The organism is Saccharomonospora piscinae (genome assembly GCF_005862235.1).
Classification (GTDB): Bacteria; Actinomycetota; Actinomycetes; order Mycobacteriales; family Pseudonocardiaceae; genus Saccharomonospora; species Saccharomonospora piscinae.
On sequence record NZ_VCEK01000002.1, the window covers coordinates 172273 to 189746 of the forward strand.

Annotated in this window: 18 protein-coding genes; 5 read left to right on the top strand and 13 right to left on the bottom strand. The window is 70.6% G+C overall.

Annotated features, from left to right (window positions below; translation table 11 throughout):
• Nucleotide 1: 1 nt before the first annotated feature.
• Complete coding sequence (locus FFT09_RS06320; protein ID WP_138382123.1) at nt 2-970, top strand: helix-turn-helix transcriptional regulator; 969 nt, start codon at nt 2-4, stop codon at nt 968-970.
• A gap of 7 nt (nt 971-977) precedes the next feature.
• On the opposite strand, the gene FFT09_RS06325 is transcribed toward FFT09_RS06320, so the two are convergent.
• A complete protein-coding gene (locus tag FFT09_RS06325; protein WP_138382124.1) occupies nt 978-1877 on the bottom strand; it encodes a LysR family transcriptional regulator in 900 nt (299 codons plus the stop codon).
• Between the two features lie 18 nt (nt 1878-1895).
• The gene (locus FFT09_RS06330; protein ID WP_138382125.1) at nt 1896-2984 is read right to left on the bottom strand and encodes a hypothetical protein; all 1089 of its coding nucleotides are present in this window, start codon (nt 2982-2984) and stop codon (nt 1896-1898) included.
• A 112-nt stretch (nt 2985-3096) separates the two neighbouring features.
• Between FFT09_RS06330 and FFT09_RS06335 the strand changes: the two genes are divergently transcribed.
• Nucleotides 3097-4020 (top strand): EamA family transporter, encoded by a 924-nt coding sequence (locus FFT09_RS06335; RefSeq protein ID WP_176218269.1) that lies wholly within the window; start codon nt 3097-3099, stop codon nt 4018-4020.
• Here FFT09_RS06335 and FFT09_RS06340 read toward each other — a convergent pair.
• The 6 genes from FFT09_RS06340 to FFT09_RS06365 all read right to left on the bottom strand — a co-directional run bounded on the left by FFT09_RS06340 (nt 4011) and on the right by FFT09_RS06365 (nt 10876).
• Nucleotides 4011-4928 carry an SDR family oxidoreductase gene (locus FFT09_RS06340; protein ID WP_024875486.1) on the bottom strand — a complete coding sequence of 306 codons (918 nt, stop codon included), beginning with the start codon at nt 4926-4928 and terminating at the stop codon, nt 4011-4013. The genes FFT09_RS06335 and FFT09_RS06340 overlap by 10 nt on opposite strands.
• Before the next feature lie 180 nt (nt 4929-5108).
• Complete coding sequence (locus FFT09_RS06345) at nt 5109-6188, bottom strand: ABC transporter ATP-binding protein (RefSeq protein WP_138382126.1); 1080 nt, start codon at nt 6186-6188, stop codon at nt 5109-5111.
• A complete protein-coding gene (locus tag FFT09_RS06350) occupies nt 6185-7180 on the bottom strand; it encodes an ABC transporter ATP-binding protein (protein WP_081191912.1) in 996 nt (331 codons plus the stop codon). The genes FFT09_RS06345 and FFT09_RS06350 overlap by 4 nt, the downstream gene beginning before the upstream one ends.
• A gap of 5 nt (nt 7181-7185) precedes the next feature.
• Nucleotides 7186-8157, bottom strand: coding sequence for an ABC transporter permease (locus FFT09_RS06355; RefSeq protein ID WP_024875489.1), 972 nt, complete (start codon nt 8155-8157; stop codon nt 7186-7188).
• Between the two features lie 3 nt (nt 8158-8160).
• The gene (locus tag FFT09_RS06360) at nt 8161-9186 is read right to left on the bottom strand and encodes an ABC transporter permease (protein ID WP_024875490.1); all 1026 of its coding nucleotides are present in this window, start codon (nt 9184-9186) and stop codon (nt 8161-8163) included.
• Nucleotides 9187-9196: 10 nt separating this feature from the next.
• Nucleotides 9197-10876 carry an ABC transporter substrate-binding protein gene (locus FFT09_RS06365; RefSeq protein WP_138382127.1) on the bottom strand — a complete coding sequence of 560 codons (1680 nt, stop codon included), beginning with the start codon at nt 10874-10876 and terminating at the stop codon, nt 9197-9199.
• Nucleotides 10877-11313: 437 nt separating this feature from the next.
• Here FFT09_RS06365 and FFT09_RS06370 point away from each other — a divergent pair, with 437 nt between their 5' ends.
• On the top strand, nt 11314-12144 hold the full coding sequence (locus FFT09_RS06370) for an SAM-dependent methyltransferase (protein WP_138382128.1): 831 nt from the start codon (nt 11314-11316) through the stop codon (nt 12142-12144).
• A 37-nt stretch (nt 12145-12181) separates the two neighbouring features.
• Here the strand turns inward: FFT09_RS06370 and FFT09_RS06375 are convergent, their stop codons facing one another.
• From FFT09_RS06375 to FFT09_RS06395, 5 genes are all read right to left on the bottom strand, one after another.
• The gene (locus FFT09_RS06375; RefSeq protein WP_138382129.1) at nt 12182-12751 is read right to left on the bottom strand and encodes a uridine kinase family protein; all 570 of its coding nucleotides are present in this window, start codon (nt 12749-12751) and stop codon (nt 12182-12184) included.
• Nucleotides 12741-13337, bottom strand: a complete 597-nt coding sequence (recR, locus tag FFT09_RS06380; RefSeq protein ID WP_024875494.1) for a recombination mediator RecR — start codon at nt 13335-13337, stop codon at nt 12741-12743. The genes FFT09_RS06375 and recR overlap by 11 nt, the downstream gene beginning before the upstream one ends.
• A gap of 2 nt (nt 13338-13339) precedes the next feature.
• Nucleotides 13340-13696 (bottom strand): YbaB/EbfC family nucleoid-associated protein, encoded by a 357-nt coding sequence (locus FFT09_RS06385; protein ID WP_081192438.1) that lies wholly within the window; start codon nt 13694-13696, stop codon nt 13340-13342.
• Between the two features lie 95 nt (nt 13697-13791).
• Complete coding sequence (locus FFT09_RS06390) at nt 13792-14457, bottom strand: response regulator (protein ID WP_138382130.1); 666 nt, start codon at nt 14455-14457, stop codon at nt 13792-13794.
• On the bottom strand, nt 14454-15578 hold the full coding sequence (locus FFT09_RS06395) for a sensor histidine kinase (RefSeq protein WP_081191924.1): 1125 nt from the start codon (nt 15576-15578) through the stop codon (nt 14454-14456). The genes FFT09_RS06390 and FFT09_RS06395 overlap by 4 nt, the downstream gene beginning before the upstream one ends.
• 133 nt (nt 15579-15711) lie before the next feature.
• Between FFT09_RS06395 and FFT09_RS06400 the strand changes: the two genes are divergently transcribed.
• Both FFT09_RS06400 and FFT09_RS06405 read left to right on the top strand, forming a co-directional pair.
• Complete coding sequence (locus FFT09_RS06400) at nt 15712-16659, top strand: ABC transporter ATP-binding protein (protein WP_138382131.1); 948 nt, start codon at nt 15712-15714, stop codon at nt 16657-16659.
• Entirely contained in the window at nt 16656-17462 is an 807-nt protein-coding gene (locus tag FFT09_RS06405) for an ABC transporter permease (protein WP_138382132.1), read from the top strand. Before FFT09_RS06400 ends, FFT09_RS06405 begins: the two co-directional genes overlap by 4 nt.
• Nucleotides 17463-17474: the final 12 nt, after the last annotated feature.

Consider the following 17474-nt stretch of genomic DNA (forward strand, 5'->3'; position numbering starts at 1 on the left):
CATGCGAGCGGAGCGGTTGGTGGCCCTGCTGTTCACGTTGCAGAGCAGGCGCAGCGCGACTGTCGCGGAACTGGCCACCGCACTGGGAGTGTCGTCGAGGACCATGCATCGCGACCTCGCGGCTCTGCAGGCCGCAGGGGTTCCACTGTGGACCGAGACGGGCCGCTACGGCGGTGTGCGGCTCGTCGACGGCTGGCGCACGCGCCTCGACGGCCTGACGTCACGGGAAGCCGTGGCGATCTTCGCGATGGGCGTGCCGAGAGCACTCGCGGAGCTGGGGCTGGGCTCCGCCGTCGCCGGTGCCCACGCCAAGGTCACCGCGACACTGCCCACCGCGCTGCGCGACCAGGCCCAGCATCTCGCGCAGCGGTTCCACCTCGACGCGCCGGGCTGGTTCCGGGGCGACGACGACACCGAACACCTCAGCGAACTCGCGGCAGCGGTCTGGCACCAGCACCGCGTGCGCCTGCGGTACCGGCGTGCGCAGGGCACCGTCGAGCGGATAGCCGACCCGCTCGGCCTCGTGCTCAAGGCGGGTGTGTGGTACCTCGTGGCCAGGGTCGGCACCGACCTTCGCACCTACCGGGTCGCCAGGGTCGCCGCCGTGACCGTGCTCGACGAGTCGTTCGACCGTCCCGCGGACTTCGACCTCGCGGGCTGGTGGGAACGCTCGTCGGCGAGTTTCGAGCGATCACTGCAACGGGTGCCGGTGCGGATCCGGCTCAGCCCGGCCGGGATGCGGGCACTGCCCGCCGTGGTCGAGGCCGACCTCGTCGTGGCCGCCCTGCGCGAGGCGCCGCCACCGGGGCCGGACGGCTGGACCGAACTCGAACTCCGGCTGGAGGAACCGCACATCGCGGCGGGTCAGTTGCTCGGGCTCGGCACCGAGGTCGAGGTGCTGGAACCGCAGGCCGCCCGGACCGCCTTCGCCGAGGCCGCACGGGCGATGGCGCGGCGGCACGGCGCCTGAGCGCGCCTCAGGACGCGGTCACGGCTGTCGTCTCGGCACGCAGGTCGGCGAGCACGGCGGCGACGGCGGGGCGGGTCCGCGCCCCGGGGCGCAGCACCGCCTCGACGTGCCGGGCAGCTCGGATACCGGCGAGTTCCTTACGCAGCACCCGCCGGGTGTCCAAAGTGAAGCGTGGCAACAGCGCGATGCCGTGGCCTGCCGCCACGAGCGCCTCGGTGACGCGGAAGTCGTTGATGCGATGCACCACCGCGGGCTGGACACCGGTGCGCACGGCGAGCGAACGCAGCACGTCGTCGACGGGGTAGCCGACGTCGACACCGAGCCACGGCTCCCCCGCGAGTTCGGCGGGCTCCACCCGGTCGTGGTCCGCGAGCGGGTGACCGAAGGGAAGCGCCACGTCGAGCGGCTCCCGCAACAGGTGTACGACGTCGAGTCGCTCGGTGCCGAACGGCTCGGCGAGCTCGTCGCGGTGGGCGACCACGATGTCGAAGTCGGCCACGAGCCCGGGCACGTCCTTCGGCGTCATGTCGACGTCGCGCACCTCGACGTCGAGCCCCGGCCGCTCGGCGAACCGGCTCAGCAGCCCGGGCAGCAGGAGCAGGGCCGCCGAGGGGAACAGCGCGAGCCGGACCCGGCCGCGGGGAGCGCTGCGGTAGGCGTCGAGTTCGGCCTCGGCGTGTGCCACGGCGGCGAGCACGTCGTCGGCGCGCGCCACCAGGGCACGACCCGCGTCGGTCAGGCGCAGCCCCCGGCCGGAGGGCTCCGTGAGCGGCAGGCCCACCTCGGCCTGCAGTGCGCGCAACTGCTGGGAGACCGCCGACGGCGTGCAGTGCAGGGCCCTCGCCGCCGCGCTCACGCTGCCCCGGTCGGCGAACTCCCGTAGGGTGCGCAACTTCGCGATGTCCACGCCGACCAGTGAAGCACCCTAACCGGTCGGCACGAGCGCGCCCGCCACGAGCAGCACCGACACCAGCGCCAGGACCAGCGCGACCGTGCTCAGGTAGTGCCGCGCCCGGACCGGGCCGGGCATCCGCCGCAGAGCCACGAGCACGGCCACCAGCGTGGTGATCGCGATCGGGCCGAGCGCCGCCACCGCCCGGCCCACACTGTCCAGTGGCAGCACGGCTTCCGCGCCGTACAGCGACAGGATCAGCGCGGGCAGGCCGAGGCCGGCCGCCGCCGTGGCCGCGACCAGGTTGAACCGTTGCTGCGCCTCACTGTCCTGGGCGACGGCGAAGGTGGACATGCTCGCGAGCAGGCTCTGCAACTGGTCCACCTCCTCGCCCAGCTCCCGATCCATCGCCTCGCAGTGGCGCAGGGCCGCACGATGGGTTCGCGCCCAGGACGGTTCGGGCTCGACGGAGCCGCCGGTGTGCCACCGCCACAGCTCCAGCTGGTGGCGGGTCTGCCACCGGGCGAGGTCGCGCGCGCGTCCGAAAGCCAGCGACAGTTCGACCACGTCGGCGAGCAGGTCCCGCAGCACGACGGCCCGCCGCCGGGCGAGCAGGTCGGCGATGCGCCGCTCCACCTCGTAACGCAGCCCGCGCAGGCGTGCCACGTCGTTGCGGGAGCCTTCGGCGAGCGCCTTGGCCACCACGACGGCCCTGGCCTCGGGCTCGTCCGGGATCGCATGGGCGGGCTCGGCGAGCGCGGGGACCAGCGCGTCGGGCGGCAACTCCGGCTCGCCGGGCTCCCGCCGCCACCTTGCGGTGCCGGACCACACACCGTCGACCACGGCGGTGAGCGTGGTGTCGCCGTCGTCCGCCACGGCCACCCGCATCGTGCCGACGACCACGCGCCGCCCCGCGGCGGACGCGAGTACGCGCACCAACGGCACCACCAGAAAGGCGCGGGCCGCACCGCGCTCGAACGCGCGGTCGTTCCCGCCGTCCTCACCACTCGCCGCGCCCAGGTCGCCAGCGTGCTCGGCGCGCAGTCGTGCCCGCAGCCCCCGGTCCGGCCGCGTGGGATCTCCGGCGAGCAGCAGCGGACGATCGTCAGTTGTCCCCAGCACGACGGCAGCCTACGACGCGAGCGCACCACCCGACGATCTTTAAGACGAACTTGACATATGAGTAAAATAATCTCGCTAGTGCTTCACGGTCATCGCGGCCATGCTGGACACCGTGCCACTCCGCGACCGCCTGCTCGCCGTCCTCACCGCCACGCTCTGGGGCTGCAACTTCCTCGCCATCCACGCCATGCTCACCGGCATCCCGCCGCTGCTGGCCGGCTCGGTCCGGTTCCTGATCATCGCGATTCCGACGGTGTTGTTCGTGCCCTGGCCCGGGGTGAAGGTGCGCTGGCTCGTCGGATACGGCCTCGGGTTCGGCACTCTGCAGTTCGCGTTCCTGTTCGTCGGCCTCGACCTCGGTATGCCCACCGGCCTCGCCTCGCTGGTGCTCCAGGCGTCCGCGCCGTTCACCGTGCTGCTCGGCGCGGTGCTGCTGGCCGAGCGGCTCACCGTCCGGCAGGTGTGCGGCATCGGGCTGGCCGTCGTGGGCATGGCCGCGATCGCCTGGCAACGCGCCGAGTACGCCGCACTGCTGCCCGTCATCCTCACCCTGCTCGGCGCGTTGAGCTGGGCGGTGGGCAACCTCTGCTCGCGGCAAGCGCGGCCGGCCAACGCCCTGCACTTCATGCTGTGGGGATCGATCGTGCCGCCGATCCCGATGTTCGTCCTGTCACTGGTGTTCGAGGGTCCGGGAGCACAGTGGACAGCACTGTCCACTGTGCTCGCCGGTGACGCGTGGTTGTCGCTGGCCGGGCTCGCCTACGTCGTGGTGTTCGGCACCGTCGTGGGCTCGGGTATCTGGACCATGCTGCTCAGCAGGCATCCGGCCAGCACCGTGGCCCCGTTCTCGTTGCTGGTGCCCGTGGTCGGCATGACGCTGGCGTTCGCACTGCTCGACGAGCGACCGACCCCGGTGGAGATCACCGCGGCCGTGGTCGTGGTCGGCGGCGTTCTGCTGGGATCGCTACCCCGGCGTCGGACCCCACCGGCTGTCGACACCACGACGTTCATCCCGGTATCCAGCCGTCAGCGGTAACCGGTGGGGTCGGCCGGTTTGCCCTGGTCCGCCACCTCGCGCATGTAGCGCCAGCCGTCGGGCCTGCTGCCGTCCACGTCGTCGACCTCGTAGATCTTCGCGAGCTGCCCGCTGTTGAGCGTCTGCCCGGAGAACCGCTTCTTCTCCGGGTCGGCGGCCAGCGCCGCCACCGTCCTGCCGACGAACGCCGGCGTCTCGGAGATGCAGAAGTGCGGCTGCGCCGTCAGCGCGTCCCGCCAGTTCTGTTCGGTGACCCCGAACTCGTCGAGCATCGCCTCCGACCGGATCCAGCCCGGGGTGAACGCCACCGCGGTGCATCCGTGCTCGGCCGTCTCCGCCGCCTCCCCGCGAGCGAAGGCGTGGGCGGCGGACTTGACGACGTAGAAGGCGAGCGTCGTGCCCTCGCGGTACTTCGCGTTGTACTCCTCGGTGCCGTCGGTCAGCTCCACGACGAGTCCGCCGGGCTCGCGCAGTACCAGCGGCAGGAGGAAGTGCGAGGTGATGAGGTGCGCGTCGATGCCAAGCCGGACCATCCGCAGGCTCGCGTCCAGCGAGTGCTCCCACACCGGCTGCTCCCAGCCGAGGTGGGTGTCACCACCCCAGATCCCGTCGACGAGGACATCGAGCCTGCCGTGTTCGGCGTCGACGCGTTCGGCGAGGCTCCGTACCTGGTCGGGGTCGAGATGGTCCACCCGCACCGCGACGGCCGAACCACCGGCCCGCTCGACCAGCTCCACGGTGCCCTCGATGGTCTCGCTCCGCCCGACTTCCGAGCGGTGCTCGCCGCTGGTGCGGCCGGTGACGTAGACGTGCGCTCCGGCGCGGCCGAGTTCGACGGCGATGGCCCGGCTCGCACCGCGCGTGCCGCCCGCGACGAGGGCGACCTTTCCAGTGAGATCAACGTTCATGTCCCCAGCGTCGCGCCGAACCCTGCCACCTGCCGACAGGGTTACGCCGGACGTGTCGAGGCGGGTTTCCGTGGGCGGCTGGGGCGCCGTGAAGGCCGCCCTCGCTGCGTCTCACGCAGTGAAGGCCACCCTCGCTGCGTCTGGCGCAGTGAAGGTGGCCTTCGCGGCAACACCCGCAGCTCAGGCCGGGGCCGGGCTCACCGGGGACTGCGTGCGCGGGGCCAGCCGCCCGGCGAGGATGTCCTCGGCGTAGTGGCAGGCCACCCTGCGGCCCCCACCCATGTCGCGCAGCTCGGGCCGGTCGGTGTCGCACAGCGTCTCCTGCCGCCACGGGCAGCGCGTATGGAACCGGCACCCACTCGGCGGGTCGGAGGGCGAGGGCAGGTCGCCGGTGAGCAGGATCTGCTCCCGGCTGTCCTCCACCACCGGATCGGGCACGGGGATCGCCGACAGCAGCGCCTTCGTGTACGGGTGCAGCGGTTCGTCGTACAGCGAGTCCGCGTCCGACTCCTCCACGAGCGCGCCCAGGTACATCACGCCGATGCGGTCGGAGATGTGCCGCACCACCGCGAGGTCGTGGGCGATCACCACGTAGGTGAGCCCGAACTCCTGCTGCAACTCCTCCAGCAGGTTGATCACCTGGGCCTGCACCGACACGTCCAGGGCCGACACCGGCTCGTCCGCCACGATCAGGTCCGGTTCCAGCGCGAGTGCTCGCGCGATACCGATGCGCTGCCGCTGGCCGCCCGAGAACTCGTGCGGGTACTTCCGCAGCGAGTTCCGCGGCAGCCCCACCGCCGAGAGCAGCTCGGTGAGCCGCTTCCGGGTCTTCTCGGGATCGGTGTCGAGGCCGTGGGCCCGCATACCCTCCACGAGCAGCGACTCCACCGACTGCCGGGGGTCGAGGCTCGACAGTGGGTCCTGGAACACCATCTGCATGCGCTTGCGCATGGTGCGCAGCGCCTCGCCCTTCAGCGACGACAGGTCGGTGTCGTCGAAGGTGATGGTGCCGCCGGTGGGCTCCACCAGCCGCAGCAGCGCCCTGCCGAGCGTGGTCTTGCCGCACCCGGACTCCCCGACGAGGCCGTACGTCTCACCGCGGCCGACGCGCAGGCTGACGCCGTCCACGGCGTAGACGTGGCCGACCGTGCGGTCGAGCAGCAGCCCGCGTTTGATGGGGAAGTGGACCTTGAGGTCGTCGAGAACGAGGAGTTCGCCCTCGCCGGCGGTGTCCCCGGCCGGTCCGGTCTCGTCGGTCATCGTGCTCCCTCCGCCACCGTGACTCCCACCGGGTTGTGGCACCGCAGCATGCTGTCCGTCCTGGTCTCGTCCGCGACCAGGGCGGGTGGGTCGGACCGGCAGACGTCGACGGCACTCGGGCATCGCGGCGCGAACGCGCATCCCGCCGACCACGGGATGTTGTCGGCGACCGATCCCTTGACGGGCACCAGCTTCTCGCCCCGCGGCGCGTCCAGCCTCGGGATCGAGGCCAGCAGCCCGTGGGTGTACGGGTGCCGGGGTGTCGCGAACAGCTCGTGGCGCTGCGCGCGCTCCACGATCCGCCCGCCGTACATGACGTTCACCCGGTCACACAGCCCGGCCACCACGCCGAGATCGTGCGTGATCATGATCAGTGCCGTGCCGGTCTCGGTCACCAGCTCGCGCAGCAGGGTGAGGATCTGCGCCTGGATGGTGACGTCCAGTGCCGTGGTCGGCTCGTCCGCGATGAGCAGCTTCGGCTCACACGCCAGCGCGATGGCGATGAGCACCCGCTGCCGCATCCCACCGGAGAGCTGGTGCGGGTACTCGTCCACCCGGCGTTTCGGGTCGGGGATGCCGACCCGGGCCAGCAGTTCGACGGCCTCGCCCTTGGCCTGCTTGCGGTTGAGGTCGCGGTGGCGCAGCAACACCTCCGTGAGCTGCACCCCGATCGTCACCACGGGGTTCAGCGACGACAGCGGGTCCTGGAACACCATGCCGAGGTCGCGCCCGCGCCGCTCGTCGAGCTGCCGCTGGCTCAGCGTCAGCAGTTCCTCGTCCTGGAACCTCGCGGAGCCGGTGACCTCCGCCGACCGGCCGAGCAATCCCATGATCGCCAGTGACGTGACCGACTTACCGCAGCCCGACTCGCCCACGAGGCCCACGGTCTGGCCGGGCTCCACGTCGAAACTGATCGAGTCGACGGCGGTGGTCGACGGCTCGCCCTTGCGGTGGAACGCCACCGACAGATCGCGTACTTCCAGCAGAGCCATGCCACTCACCGCCGTTGCCGTGGATCGAGGGCTTCCCGCATCGACTCGCCGACGAGGGTGAACCCGAGGGCCACCACGACGATGCACGCCGCGGGCCAGAAGGCCAGGTGCGGCTGCGTGTCGAAGTAGTCCTGAGCGTTACCGAGCATCTGGCCCCATTCCGGGATCGAGTCGTCCGCCGCGCCGAGCCCGAGGAACGACAGCGCCGCCGCGTCGAGGATCGCGATGGCCAGTACCAGCGTGGACTGCACGATCACCGGACCCAGGGAGTTGGGCAGGATGTGCCGGAACACGATGGCGCCGCGCTTGACGCCCAGCGCTCTCGCGGCAAGCACGTGATCGCTCTGCCGCACCGACAGCATCGTCCCCCGCAACAACCGCGCGAAGATCGGAATCTGCACGATCGCCACCGCGAGGATCACCGAGAACTGGGTCTGCTGGGCGAACAACGCGCCGATCGACACGGCCAGCAGCAGCGACGGGATCGACAACATGACGTCCACGACACGCATCACCACGGTGTCGACCCAGCCGCCGAACGCACCGGCGAGCGTGCCGAGGATCGTGCCGCCGCCCAGCCCGATGATCGTGGCCAGCAGCGCCACCAGCAGCGTTTGCTGCGAACCGAGCAGCATTCGCGACAGCAGGTCACGCCCGTACTGGTCACCGCCGAGCGGATGACCCGGCTGCGACGGTGGGATTTCGTTGTTGGCGTTGGAGACCTGGTCGTCGAGCAGCCGGATGGCCGGGTCGTGCGGCGCCAGCCACGGAGCGAGCACCGCGAGCAGCACGAACAGCCCGATGATCGTGATACCGACGAGGAACAGCGGGTTGCGCCGCAACCGGCGCAGAGCCGACCTGGCGAGACTCTGCCCTTCGGCACCGGAGGAGCCGGTGTCGTCGGGTTCCAGCCCGCCCGCCACCGAACCACCCGCCGTCGCGGCGAGGTCGTCGATCTTCGTAGCACGTGAGGCCATCGATCACGACCCCGCTTTCTGTGCCGTGCGGATACGCGGGTCGATGAGCGCGTAGGACAGGTCCACGATGAGGTTGACCAGCACGTACGACGCCGCCCCCGCGATGATGACCACTTGGAGCACGGGGAAGTCCTTGCGTTCGAAACCGAGCGCGAGCGCCTCTCCGATGCCGTGCCAGGCGAAGACGGTCTCGGTGAGTACCGCCCCCGACAGCAGGGCACCGGTTTGCAGGCCGATGGTCGTGACCACGGGAAGCATCGCGTTGCGCAGGATGTGCCGGTCGCGGATCACGCGCTTGGCCAGGCCCTTCGACCTTGCCGTACGCACGTAGTCCTCGTCCATCACGTCGAGCACCGAGGCCCGCGTGATGCGGAAGATGACCGCGAACGGGATCGACGACAGCGCGATCGCGGGCAGGATCAGGTGCACCAGCGAGTCGATCGCGGCGTCCCATTCCTGGGTCAGGATGCCGTCGAGCACGAAGAACCCGGTGACTCTCGTGGCGTCGATGCCGACGGTCTGCCTGCCGCCGGTCGGCAGCCAGCCGAGTTCGATCGCGAACAGGTACTTCAGCAGGAATGCGAGGAAGAAGATCGGGACCGAGATGCCGACGAGCGAACCCACGATGCCGGCGTTGTCCAGCCAGCCGCCACGGCGGCGTGCGGCCAGATAGCCCAGCGGGATCGCCGTGGCCAGCGCGATGACGATGGCCGCGAAACTCAGTTCGAGAGTGGCGGGGAACCGTTCCAGGAACAGCTCCATCGCGGGCTTGCCCGGCGAGACCCCGGTCGAGGAACCGAAGTTGCCGGTCAGCGCCCGGCCCAGGAACGAGAAGTACTGGACGAAGATCGGCTCGTCCAACCCGAGGTCTTCGCGCAACTGCGCGCGGCTCTCCGCCGAGCCGCGGTTGCCGAGGAGGGCCGAGACCGGCCCTCCCGGCAGTGACCGCAGCCAGGCGAAGAGCAGCACCGAGAGAACGAACAGGACGAGTACGAGTTGCAGTACCCGTCGAAGAGCGAAACGGAGCACGGGGAAGCTTCTACTCCGAGATCGTGACCGTCGAGAACTCTTCCTTGGTCAGCGGGCTCGGAACGAGACCCTCGACCTCAGGACTCACGACCACCGCGGGCGGCGAGTGCGACAGCGGGATGGCGGGCAGGTACTCCGACATCAGGTCGCGGTTGATGTCCTGGTAGGCGGCCTCACGCTCGGCGTCGTCCACGATGGTGTCGGCGTCGTCGAGAGCCCCGGCCAGGTCGTCGCCCCACGGCGAACCGGCGGTGTAGAACTGGTTCTCCGGCGTACCGAAGAACGTGCCGATGAAGTTGTTCGGCGAGTTGTAGTCACCGGTCCAGCCCAGCAGGAACAGCTGGGCCCGAGTCGCCTCGATGTCGTCGATGTAGCCACCGGCCCACGGCTTGCTGACCGGCTCCACGGTGATCCCCGCGGCCTCGAGGTCCTCGCGCAGCGCGCCGAAGACGGCCTCCGGGTTCGGCAGGTAGGGCCGCGTGACCTGGGTCGGGTACCACAGCTCCACCGTCAGGTCCTCGTAACCGGCCTCGGCCAGCAGGTCCCTGGCCTTGTCCGGGTCGTGCGGGTACTCCTGCACGTCGTCGGCGTAGCCGTCCACCGTCGGCGGGTAGAACTGCTTCGCCACCTCGGAGTCCGCGGGCATGACCGACGACACCAGCGTCTCGCGGTCGAGCGCGTGCGCCAGCGCCTGGCGAACCTTCAGCTCCTTCAGCGCCGGGTTGTTCTTCTGCGTGATGCCCAGGTAGAGGATGTTGAACGGGTCGCGGATCTCGACCGTGTACCCGGCTTCCTCCAGCGCGGCCCAGTCGGACGGCGACGGGAAGTCGTAGCCGTCGATGTCACCGGCTTCCAGCGCCTGCTTGCGGGCCGTCTCATTCGGGATGATCCGGAAGATCAGCTCGTTGAGCTTGGCCTTCTCGCCCCAGTAGTCGTCGTTGCGGTTCAGGGTGATCGTGCCGTTGGCCTCGTCGTAGCCGCCGAAGGTGAACGGCCCCGTGCCCGTCGGGTGCTCCCGCGCGTAGTCCGAGAAGACGAAGCTGTCGCCCTGCGACTTCACGTCGTTGGCCTTGTGCTCGTCCATCGCGCCAGGGCTCTGCATGGCGAAGGAGTCCTGCGACAGCATCGTCGGGAAGTCGGCGGTGAAGCGTGACAACGTCAGCTCGACGGTGGTCTCGCCGGTGGCCTCGCAGCTCTCGTACAGCGACGGGGCGTCGGTGTCGGCGAACCCGCCGAAGTTCTCGACCCAGTAGTACGCCAGAGCCGGGGACGCGCCCGCACCGGTCTGGGTGTACATGCGCTCGAAGTTGGCGCAGACCGCCTCACCGTCGAACGGCGTGCCGTCGTGGAACGTGACGCCCTCCTGGAGTTCGAACGTCCACGTCGTGCCGTCCTCGTTCGACTCCCAGCTCTTGGCGAGTTCCGGTTCGAGTTCGGCCGTGCCCGGCTTGAGGCCGACCAGGTTCTCGAACATCTGCCGGGTCACCCGGAAGGTCTCGCCGTCGGAGGCGTAGAACGGGTCGAAGTTGGACGGAGCGCCCGCGGCGCCGAAGACCATCGTGCCGCCCTCACCGCCACCGCCGCCGGAATCCCGCTCGGATTCCGCGCACGCCGACAGTGACAGCGCGAGCGCACCCGTCAGCCCGATCAGGGCTAGGCGGCGTGGTCGTGCCACCCGTGACTGGAGCATGTTGGCCCCCTTGGAGCAGAGCATCGGTTCGGGTCGCGTCCACCGAGTGTGTACGCGGATGGTGGCAGACCATAGCGGTTATCGCTCGCTTACTTAAGACCTCGCCGTTAAGATCATGCGCCCGACGCGGCCACAAGCGCGGAAATTCGCCATGCCGGAGGTGCGAACCACCCTCTCCCGTTCGGCGACTCCGGCTACGGGCGAACGAGTTCTGGTCGGCGTTTCTCCTGCTGCGCGCAGTGCGCGCGCGGATCGCCGAGATCACCGGCCACAGCCGCCCCGGCCCGGCGACCGAGTGGCCGGCAAACTTCGTCACAGTTGCATAACCCGAAGCGATCTCGGTCGACGTGGCCCCAACCACACTCCCGTGTGTGACCCACAGTGGTGAATTCACTACGATGGCGCGTCCGTGGACCGCCGAAGGGAGCCGATCGCCGATGCCACCCACACCCCACACCTCTGAACAGGACAAACCAGACATCGTGCCGCTGGACGACGGGGTGCCCACCGCAGCCCGCGTGTACGACGTGATGCTGGACGGCAAGGACAACTACGCCATCGACCGCAAGGTCGGCGAGGCCAGCCTGGCGGTCATGCCCGAACTCAAGGAGATCGCGCTGCACAACCGGGCGATGCTCGCCCGCGTCGTGCGCAAGCTCGCCGCCGAGGAGGGCATCACCCAGTTCCTCGACCTCGGCTCCGGGCTGCCCACCGTCGGCAACACGCACGAGGTCGCGCAGGCGGCCAACCCCGACGCGAAGGTCGTGTACGTCGACATCGATCCCATCGTGCTGGCCCACGGCCGCGCGCTGCTCGAGGACAACGACAACACCAAGGTCGTCACGGCCGACATCCGCGAGCCGCGCGCGATCCTGGACAACCCCGACGTGCGGTCGCTGATCGACTTCGAGCGGCCGGTGTGCGTCATGCTCGTCGGCATCCTGCACCACATCCTCGACGAAGAGGACCCCAACGGCATCGTCGCCACGCTGCGCGACGCGGTGCCATCCGGCTCGTACTTCTTCATGACGAACTTCACGAGGCTCAGCGACAGCCGGGAGAGCGAGGAGCTGGAGCACGTTCTGCTCTCCCAGCTCGGCACCGGCCGCGTGCGGACCCCGCAGGAGCTGGAGCGCTACTTCGACGGCCTCGAACTGCTCTCGCCCGGTGTCGTGCCGCTGCCGCTGTGGCGGCCCGACGAGCTCGTCACCGACGCGACCACCATCGGAGTGCGCTTCATGACGGGCGGCGTCGCGCGCAAGCCCTGAGCAGGGCGAGCCCCACCAGGCGCCGCGCTCTCGGCGGTCACCGGCTCCCGACCGCGACGACGTCGTCGGCGTGTTGCCTGGTGCGGTCCACCGCGAACCATCCGCGCTCGAACCGCTGCCACGCGGCCAGCTGCCGCGCGCAACTCTCGCCGTCGCGCGCCACGGCGCGGGCCAAGCGCAGCGCGGGGTCCGGCAACTCCAGCCAGACCAGTCGCGACAGCCGCGGCCGGATCGAGGCTCGACCGGCCGACACGCCCTCCACCAGGAGCACGTCCGGCACCGGCACAGCCACCCACGCGCCCGGCCTCGGTTCGCCGTCCGACCAGTCCCAGGCGCGGTAACCACCGGCCTCGCCCCGCGCGAGCCGGTCGAGGACGTCAGCGAGCCTCGGCCACCAGGCCACGGGGTCATCCCAGGTCGCGAAGTCGTCGGTACCGATCAGTCCGGCCTCGGCGCCACGCTCCCGCAGCGCCGCGATCAGCGAGCGCGCGAACGTGGACTTGCCCGCCCCCGAGGGGCCGTCCACGGCGACCAGCCGCACGGCACCGAGGCGCGCCGGTGCCGCGAGCACCGCCCCGGCGATCCCCGGCGCGGCGTCAGAGAGCACGCCGGCCGGACAGCGCCCGCCCGAGCGTGAGTTCGTCGGCGAACTCCAGATCGCCACCCATCGGCAGGCCCGAGGCGAGGCGAGTCACGGTGAGCCCGGGGAAGTCCTTGAGCAGCCGCACCAGATACGTCGCCGTGGCCTCGCCCTCGGTGTTCGGATCGGTCGCGATGATCACTTCGGACACCTCGTCGGTCCCGATCCGCGACAGCAGTTCCTTGATCCGCAGCTGGTCGGGCCCGACGCCCGACAGCGGGTCGAGCGCACCACCGAGCACGTGATAACGCCCCCGGAACTCGCGGGTGCGCTCGACCGCCAGCACGTCCTTGGGTTCCTCCACCACGCAGAGCACGGTCGCGTCGCGGCGCGGGTCGGAGCAGATGCGGCAGCGCTGCTTCTCGGAGACGTTGCCGCACACCTCGCAGAAGCGCACGCCCTCGCGCACCGTGCCGAGCACGTCCTGCAGCCGCGCCAGGTCGGCCGGGTCCGTCGCCAGCAGGTGGAACGCGATGCGCTGCGCGCTTTTGGGACCGATGCCCGGCAACCGCCCCAGCTCGTCGATCAGGTCCTGAACAACGCCCTCGTACACCGCTATCCCGGAAGTCCGAACCCGCCGAGGTCGGGCATGCCACCGCCGAGCCCGCCCGCGAGGGGGCCCAGCTTCTCCTCGGTGAGCTGCTGTGCGTTGTGCATCGCGTCGCGCACGGCCGCGACCACGAGGTCGGACAGCGTCTCGGTGTCCTCGGGGTCGACGATCTTGGGGTCGATCGCCAGCGACTTGAGTTCGAGGCCCCCGCTCACGGTGGCCGTCACCAGGCCACCACCGGACGTTCCGGTCACCTCGGCCTCAGCCAGCTCCTGCTGCGCCGTGACGAGTTGTTCCTGCATCGCCTGCGCCTGCTGCAGGATCTGCTGCATGTCGGGCATTCCACCGCCGGGTTGCACCATGGCCATCCGATCTTCGCGTCGCTTGCAGGAAGGGTTGCGGTACCCGGCTCCAGCCTAGCCTTTGCCGCGCGCGCCACCACGCGAGCCGTCCGCGCTCACGCCTGCCCGGGTTCGAGCAGGCCCGCGTGCAACGCACGCAGCACCGCGCGGGTGCGATCCCGGGTGCCCAGCTTGAGCAGCACGCTCGACACGTGGTTCTTGACGGTGCCCTCCGCCAGGGAGAGCACCTCCGCGATCTCCCGGTTCGCCCAACCGCCCGCCAGCAGCCCCAGCACCTCCCGCTCCCGCTCGGTGAGCGGCTGGATCGGCCCTGCGTCGTCCTCCACCGGGTCCGGCACCCGCCCCTCCCGCACGGCCCTGAGCAGCCGTTCGGTCACCGCCGGTTGCAGGAGGGTGCCGCCCGCAGCCAGGCGACGCACCGCGCCGACGAGCTGGTCGAGCGTCACGTCCTTGAGCAGGTAGCCCCGCGCACCACCCCGCAGCGCACGCAACACCAACTCGTCGTCGTCGAACGTGGTGAGCACGAGCGCCGGCACCGTGCTGCCGCGCTCGCGCAGGGCGTGCAGCGTCCAGATCCCGTCCCGGTGCGGCATCCGCAGGTCCAGCAGGACCACGTCGGGCTCGCTCGCCTCGATCACCCGCAACGCCGCCGCGCCGTCGTCGGCCTCGCCCACTACCTCGATGTCGTCGGCGAGTCCGAGCAGGCCGCGGATGCCCTGCCGCACGAGCGTCTGGTCGTCGACGACGCACACCCTGATCATCGGAGCGGCACCTCGGCGGTCACCCGGAAACCACGCTCCCCCGCGAACGCCACCCGCCCGCCGAGCGCCGTGACGCGCTCCTGGATGCCCCGCAGGCCGTGGCCGGGCCGCACGGGGTCCGCACCGGGCCCGTCGTCGACGGCCGAGAGCGTCAGCCCGCCCTGCTCGGTCATCGCGACGTCGATCCACAGGTTGCGCGCGGTCGTGTGCCGGATGGTGTTGGTGACGATCTCCTGTACGCAGCGCACGAGCACCGTCGTGCCCTCCTCGTCGGCACGCACGTCGTCGTGGACGACGAGGTGAACGGCGGGACGCGGCAACTCGCCCGTGATGCGTTCGAGCGTCGTGCGCAGATCGGGAGCCCGCTCCCGCAACTCGCCCACCGTGGTGCGGACGTCGCCCAGCAGCTCCCTGGCGATGTGGCGTGCCCGCAGCACGTGGTGGCGCCCGGGCTCGGTGCTGTGGTGGGCGGCCACCTCCAACTCCAGCGTGAGCGCGGTGAGCTGGTGACCGATGAGGTCGTGCAGCTCCCGCGAGATCCGCAGTCGCTCGTCGCTGCGACTCGACTCGGCCAGCAGCGCGCTCGTGGCCCCCAACTCGGTGTGGGCCTCGGCGAGTTCCCGCTGCGCCCTGGAGTCACGCTGCTGACTCATGACCGCGAAGACACTCGCGCCCTGCAGCAGCAGGTACAGCAGCCCGCTCAGCAGCGTCTCCACCACATCGGCGGTGCTGAGCGCGGCGGCCACCAGCACCACGGCCGTGTTCCCCACGATGATCGCCGCCGTGGCCCGGCGCGGAACCACGTAGCCGCTCAGCGCCGCCGTGAACACCAGCAGGATCGACGTCCAGCCCGCCCCCGGCGCCAGCAACACCACTGCCGCGCCGAGCACGACCTGCGCGGCGAACGCGGTCACCACCACCCGGCGCGCGAGCACGTCCTGCAACCAGGTGCTGACGAACAACGCGACCAGGAAACCGGCGTAGGCGCACCACCACAGCCACCACGGACCGAAGGCGACGTCCCGGCCCGACAGTTCGAGTACCAGCACCGGCACGCCAAGGGCGGCGCAGATGACGATCACGAGCACGCCCGACCACAGCTCGGGATCGAAGCGCCTCATCCGGCCAGCCTAGAGCGGGCGGCACCGCACGGGCAGTGCCGGAAGTCATGGGTCACGACCATGACCGTCGGCACTGCCGCCCGAACCGATCGCGGCCCTAGCGTCGGCGCCACCAAGAGAAAGGGGGGCGCGCATGAGCGCAATCGACGTGGTGGGCCTGCACAAACGCTACCGCGACACGGTCGCCGTCGATGACGTCACGCTGTCGGTGGGGCGCGGCGAGATCGTCGGCCTGCTCGGGCGCAACGGGGCGGGCAAGAGCACCACCGTCGCGTGTCTCGCCGGGCTGCGGCGGCCCGACCGCGGCACCGTGCGGGTACTCGGGCTCGACCCACGGCGCGACAGGACCAGAATCCGGCAGGTACTCGGCGTGCAGTTGCAGGAAAGCTACCTGCACCACGCACTCACCGTGCGCGAACTCGTCCGGCTCTACCGCTCGTTCTACCGCGACGGCATCGAACCAGACCGGATCATCGAGGCGGTCGGGCTCAGCGAGCAACGCGGGACCCGCTTCGAACAGCTCTCCGGCGGACAGCAGCAACGCCTGTCCATCGCGCTCGCCCTCGTCGGCAAGCCGCGAGTGGCCCTGCTCGACGAACTGACCACGGGCCTCGATCCCGAGGCACGTCGCCACCTGTGGGAACACGTGGCCACGTTGCGTGCCGACGGGGTCGCCGTGTTGCTGGTCAGTCACCACATGGACGAGGTGCGGCGGCTCTGCGACCGGGTGGTGCTGCTCGACCGGGGCCGGGTCGTGGCGGAGGACACCCCGGAGGGCCTCATCCGCCAGGCCGGGCTGGGACAACGGGTCCGGTTCCGCGTCACCGACCCGGCCCGTAGCGCCGCGCTGGACGCGGTGCTCACGCCACTCACCGACGTCGACGACATCGAGGTCGCGGGAACGCAGGTCACCGTGACCGGACGCGGCGAGCTGCTGGAGAGCGTCAGCACCGCGCTGGCTGCAGCCGGGATCGCCGCGACGGAGACCCGGCTGGAACAGGCCACGCTCGACGACGCCTTCCTCGCGCTGACCGGCCGCCCCCTCGACGACTCACACACCGGAAGCGAGCCTCGACCATGACCGGCACCCACCACGACAGCACGGCGGCCGAAGCTGGGAACCTCAGCGCCCGGGGCCCCGGTCCACGTGCCTGGCTGGAACTGGTCCGCGCCGAGAGCCGCATGGTGGTGCGGGACACGGCGGGCCTGCTCATCCCGCTCGGGCTGCCCCTGCTGATCCTGGTGATGAACGGCATGGGCGCGGCCGGAGAAGCGATGCCGGAACTGTCCGGTCTGACCCCGCTCGACGTCTACGTTCTGCCGCTCGTGCTCACGATCGTCATGTCGACGATCGGGGTCATCAACATGCCGAGCTTTCTCGCCTACTACCGCAAGTCGGGCATCCTGCGCAGGTTGTCGGTCACCCCGGCGCACCCGGTGATGGTGCTCGTGGCCCAGCTCGTCATCAGCGTCGCGCAGACCGCCCTGGGCATCACCCTGTGCCTGCTCGCCGGGATGCTGTGGTTCGACCTCAGCCTCCCGCGCGACGTGCTGGGCGCGCTGGGCGTGCTCGCCCTGACCGCCGCGGCGATGTACGCGGTGGGGATGCTGATCGCCGCCCTCTCCCCGACACCCAACTCTTCGGTGGCGATCGGGCTCGTGACGTTCTTCGCACTGGGCGCCACGGGTGGCCTGTTCGGCGGCACGTCGACCCTGCCCGAGCCGGTGGCGCAGGTCGGCGAGGTGCTGCCCTTCGGCGCGGCCGTGCAGGCCATGGGTGGCGCCTGGGCCGGCGCGGGCCCCGAATCAGCGCACCTGCTGTCGCTGGTCGTGACCGTGCTGGTGTGCGGGGTGCTCAGCGCACGGCTGTTCCGCTGGCAGTGACGCTCGGTGCGC

Coding starts and splice junctions, on each gene's coding strand:
- FFT09_RS06320 (WP_138382123.1), top strand. CDS start 2: ATGCGAGCGGAGCGGTTGGTGGCCCTGCTGTTCACGTTGCAGAGCAGG.
- FFT09_RS06340 (WP_024875486.1), bottom strand. CDS start 4,928: ATGAACGTTGATCTCACTGGAAAGGTCGCCCTCGTCGCGGGCGGCACG.
- FFT09_RS06345 (WP_138382126.1), bottom strand. CDS start 6,188: ATGACCGACGAGACCGGACCGGCCGGGGACACCGCCGGCGAGGGCGAA.
- FFT09_RS06350 (WP_081191912.1), bottom strand. CDS start 7,180: ATGGCTCTGCTGGAAGTACGCGATCTGTCGGTGGCGTTCCACCGCAAG.
- FFT09_RS06355 (WP_024875489.1), bottom strand. CDS start 8,157: ATGGCCTCACGTGCTACGAAGATCGACGACCTCGCCGCGACGGCGGGT.
- FFT09_RS06365 (WP_138382127.1), bottom strand. CDS start 10,876: ATGCTCCAGTCACGGGTGGCACGACCACGCCGCCTAGCCCTGATCGGG.
- FFT09_RS06370 (WP_138382128.1), top strand. CDS start 11,314: ATGCCACCCACACCCCACACCTCTGAACAGGACAAACCAGACATCGTG.
- FFT09_RS06385 (WP_081192438.1), bottom strand. CDS start 13,696: ATGGTGCAACCCGGCGGTGGAATGCCCGACATGCAGCAGATCCTGCAG.
- FFT09_RS06390 (WP_138382130.1), bottom strand. CDS start 14,457: ATGATCAGGGTGTGCGTCGTCGACGACCAGACGCTCGTGCGGCAGGGC.
- FFT09_RS06395 (WP_081191924.1), bottom strand. CDS start 15,578: ATGAGGCGCTTCGATCCCGAGCTGTGGTCGGGCGTGCTCGTGATCGTC.
- FFT09_RS06400 (WP_138382131.1), top strand. CDS start 15,712: ATGAGCGCAATCGACGTGGTGGGCCTGCACAAACGCTACCGCGACACG.
- FFT09_RS06405 (WP_138382132.1), top strand. CDS start 16,656: ATGACCGGCACCCACCACGACAGCACGGCGGCCGAAGCTGGGAACCTC.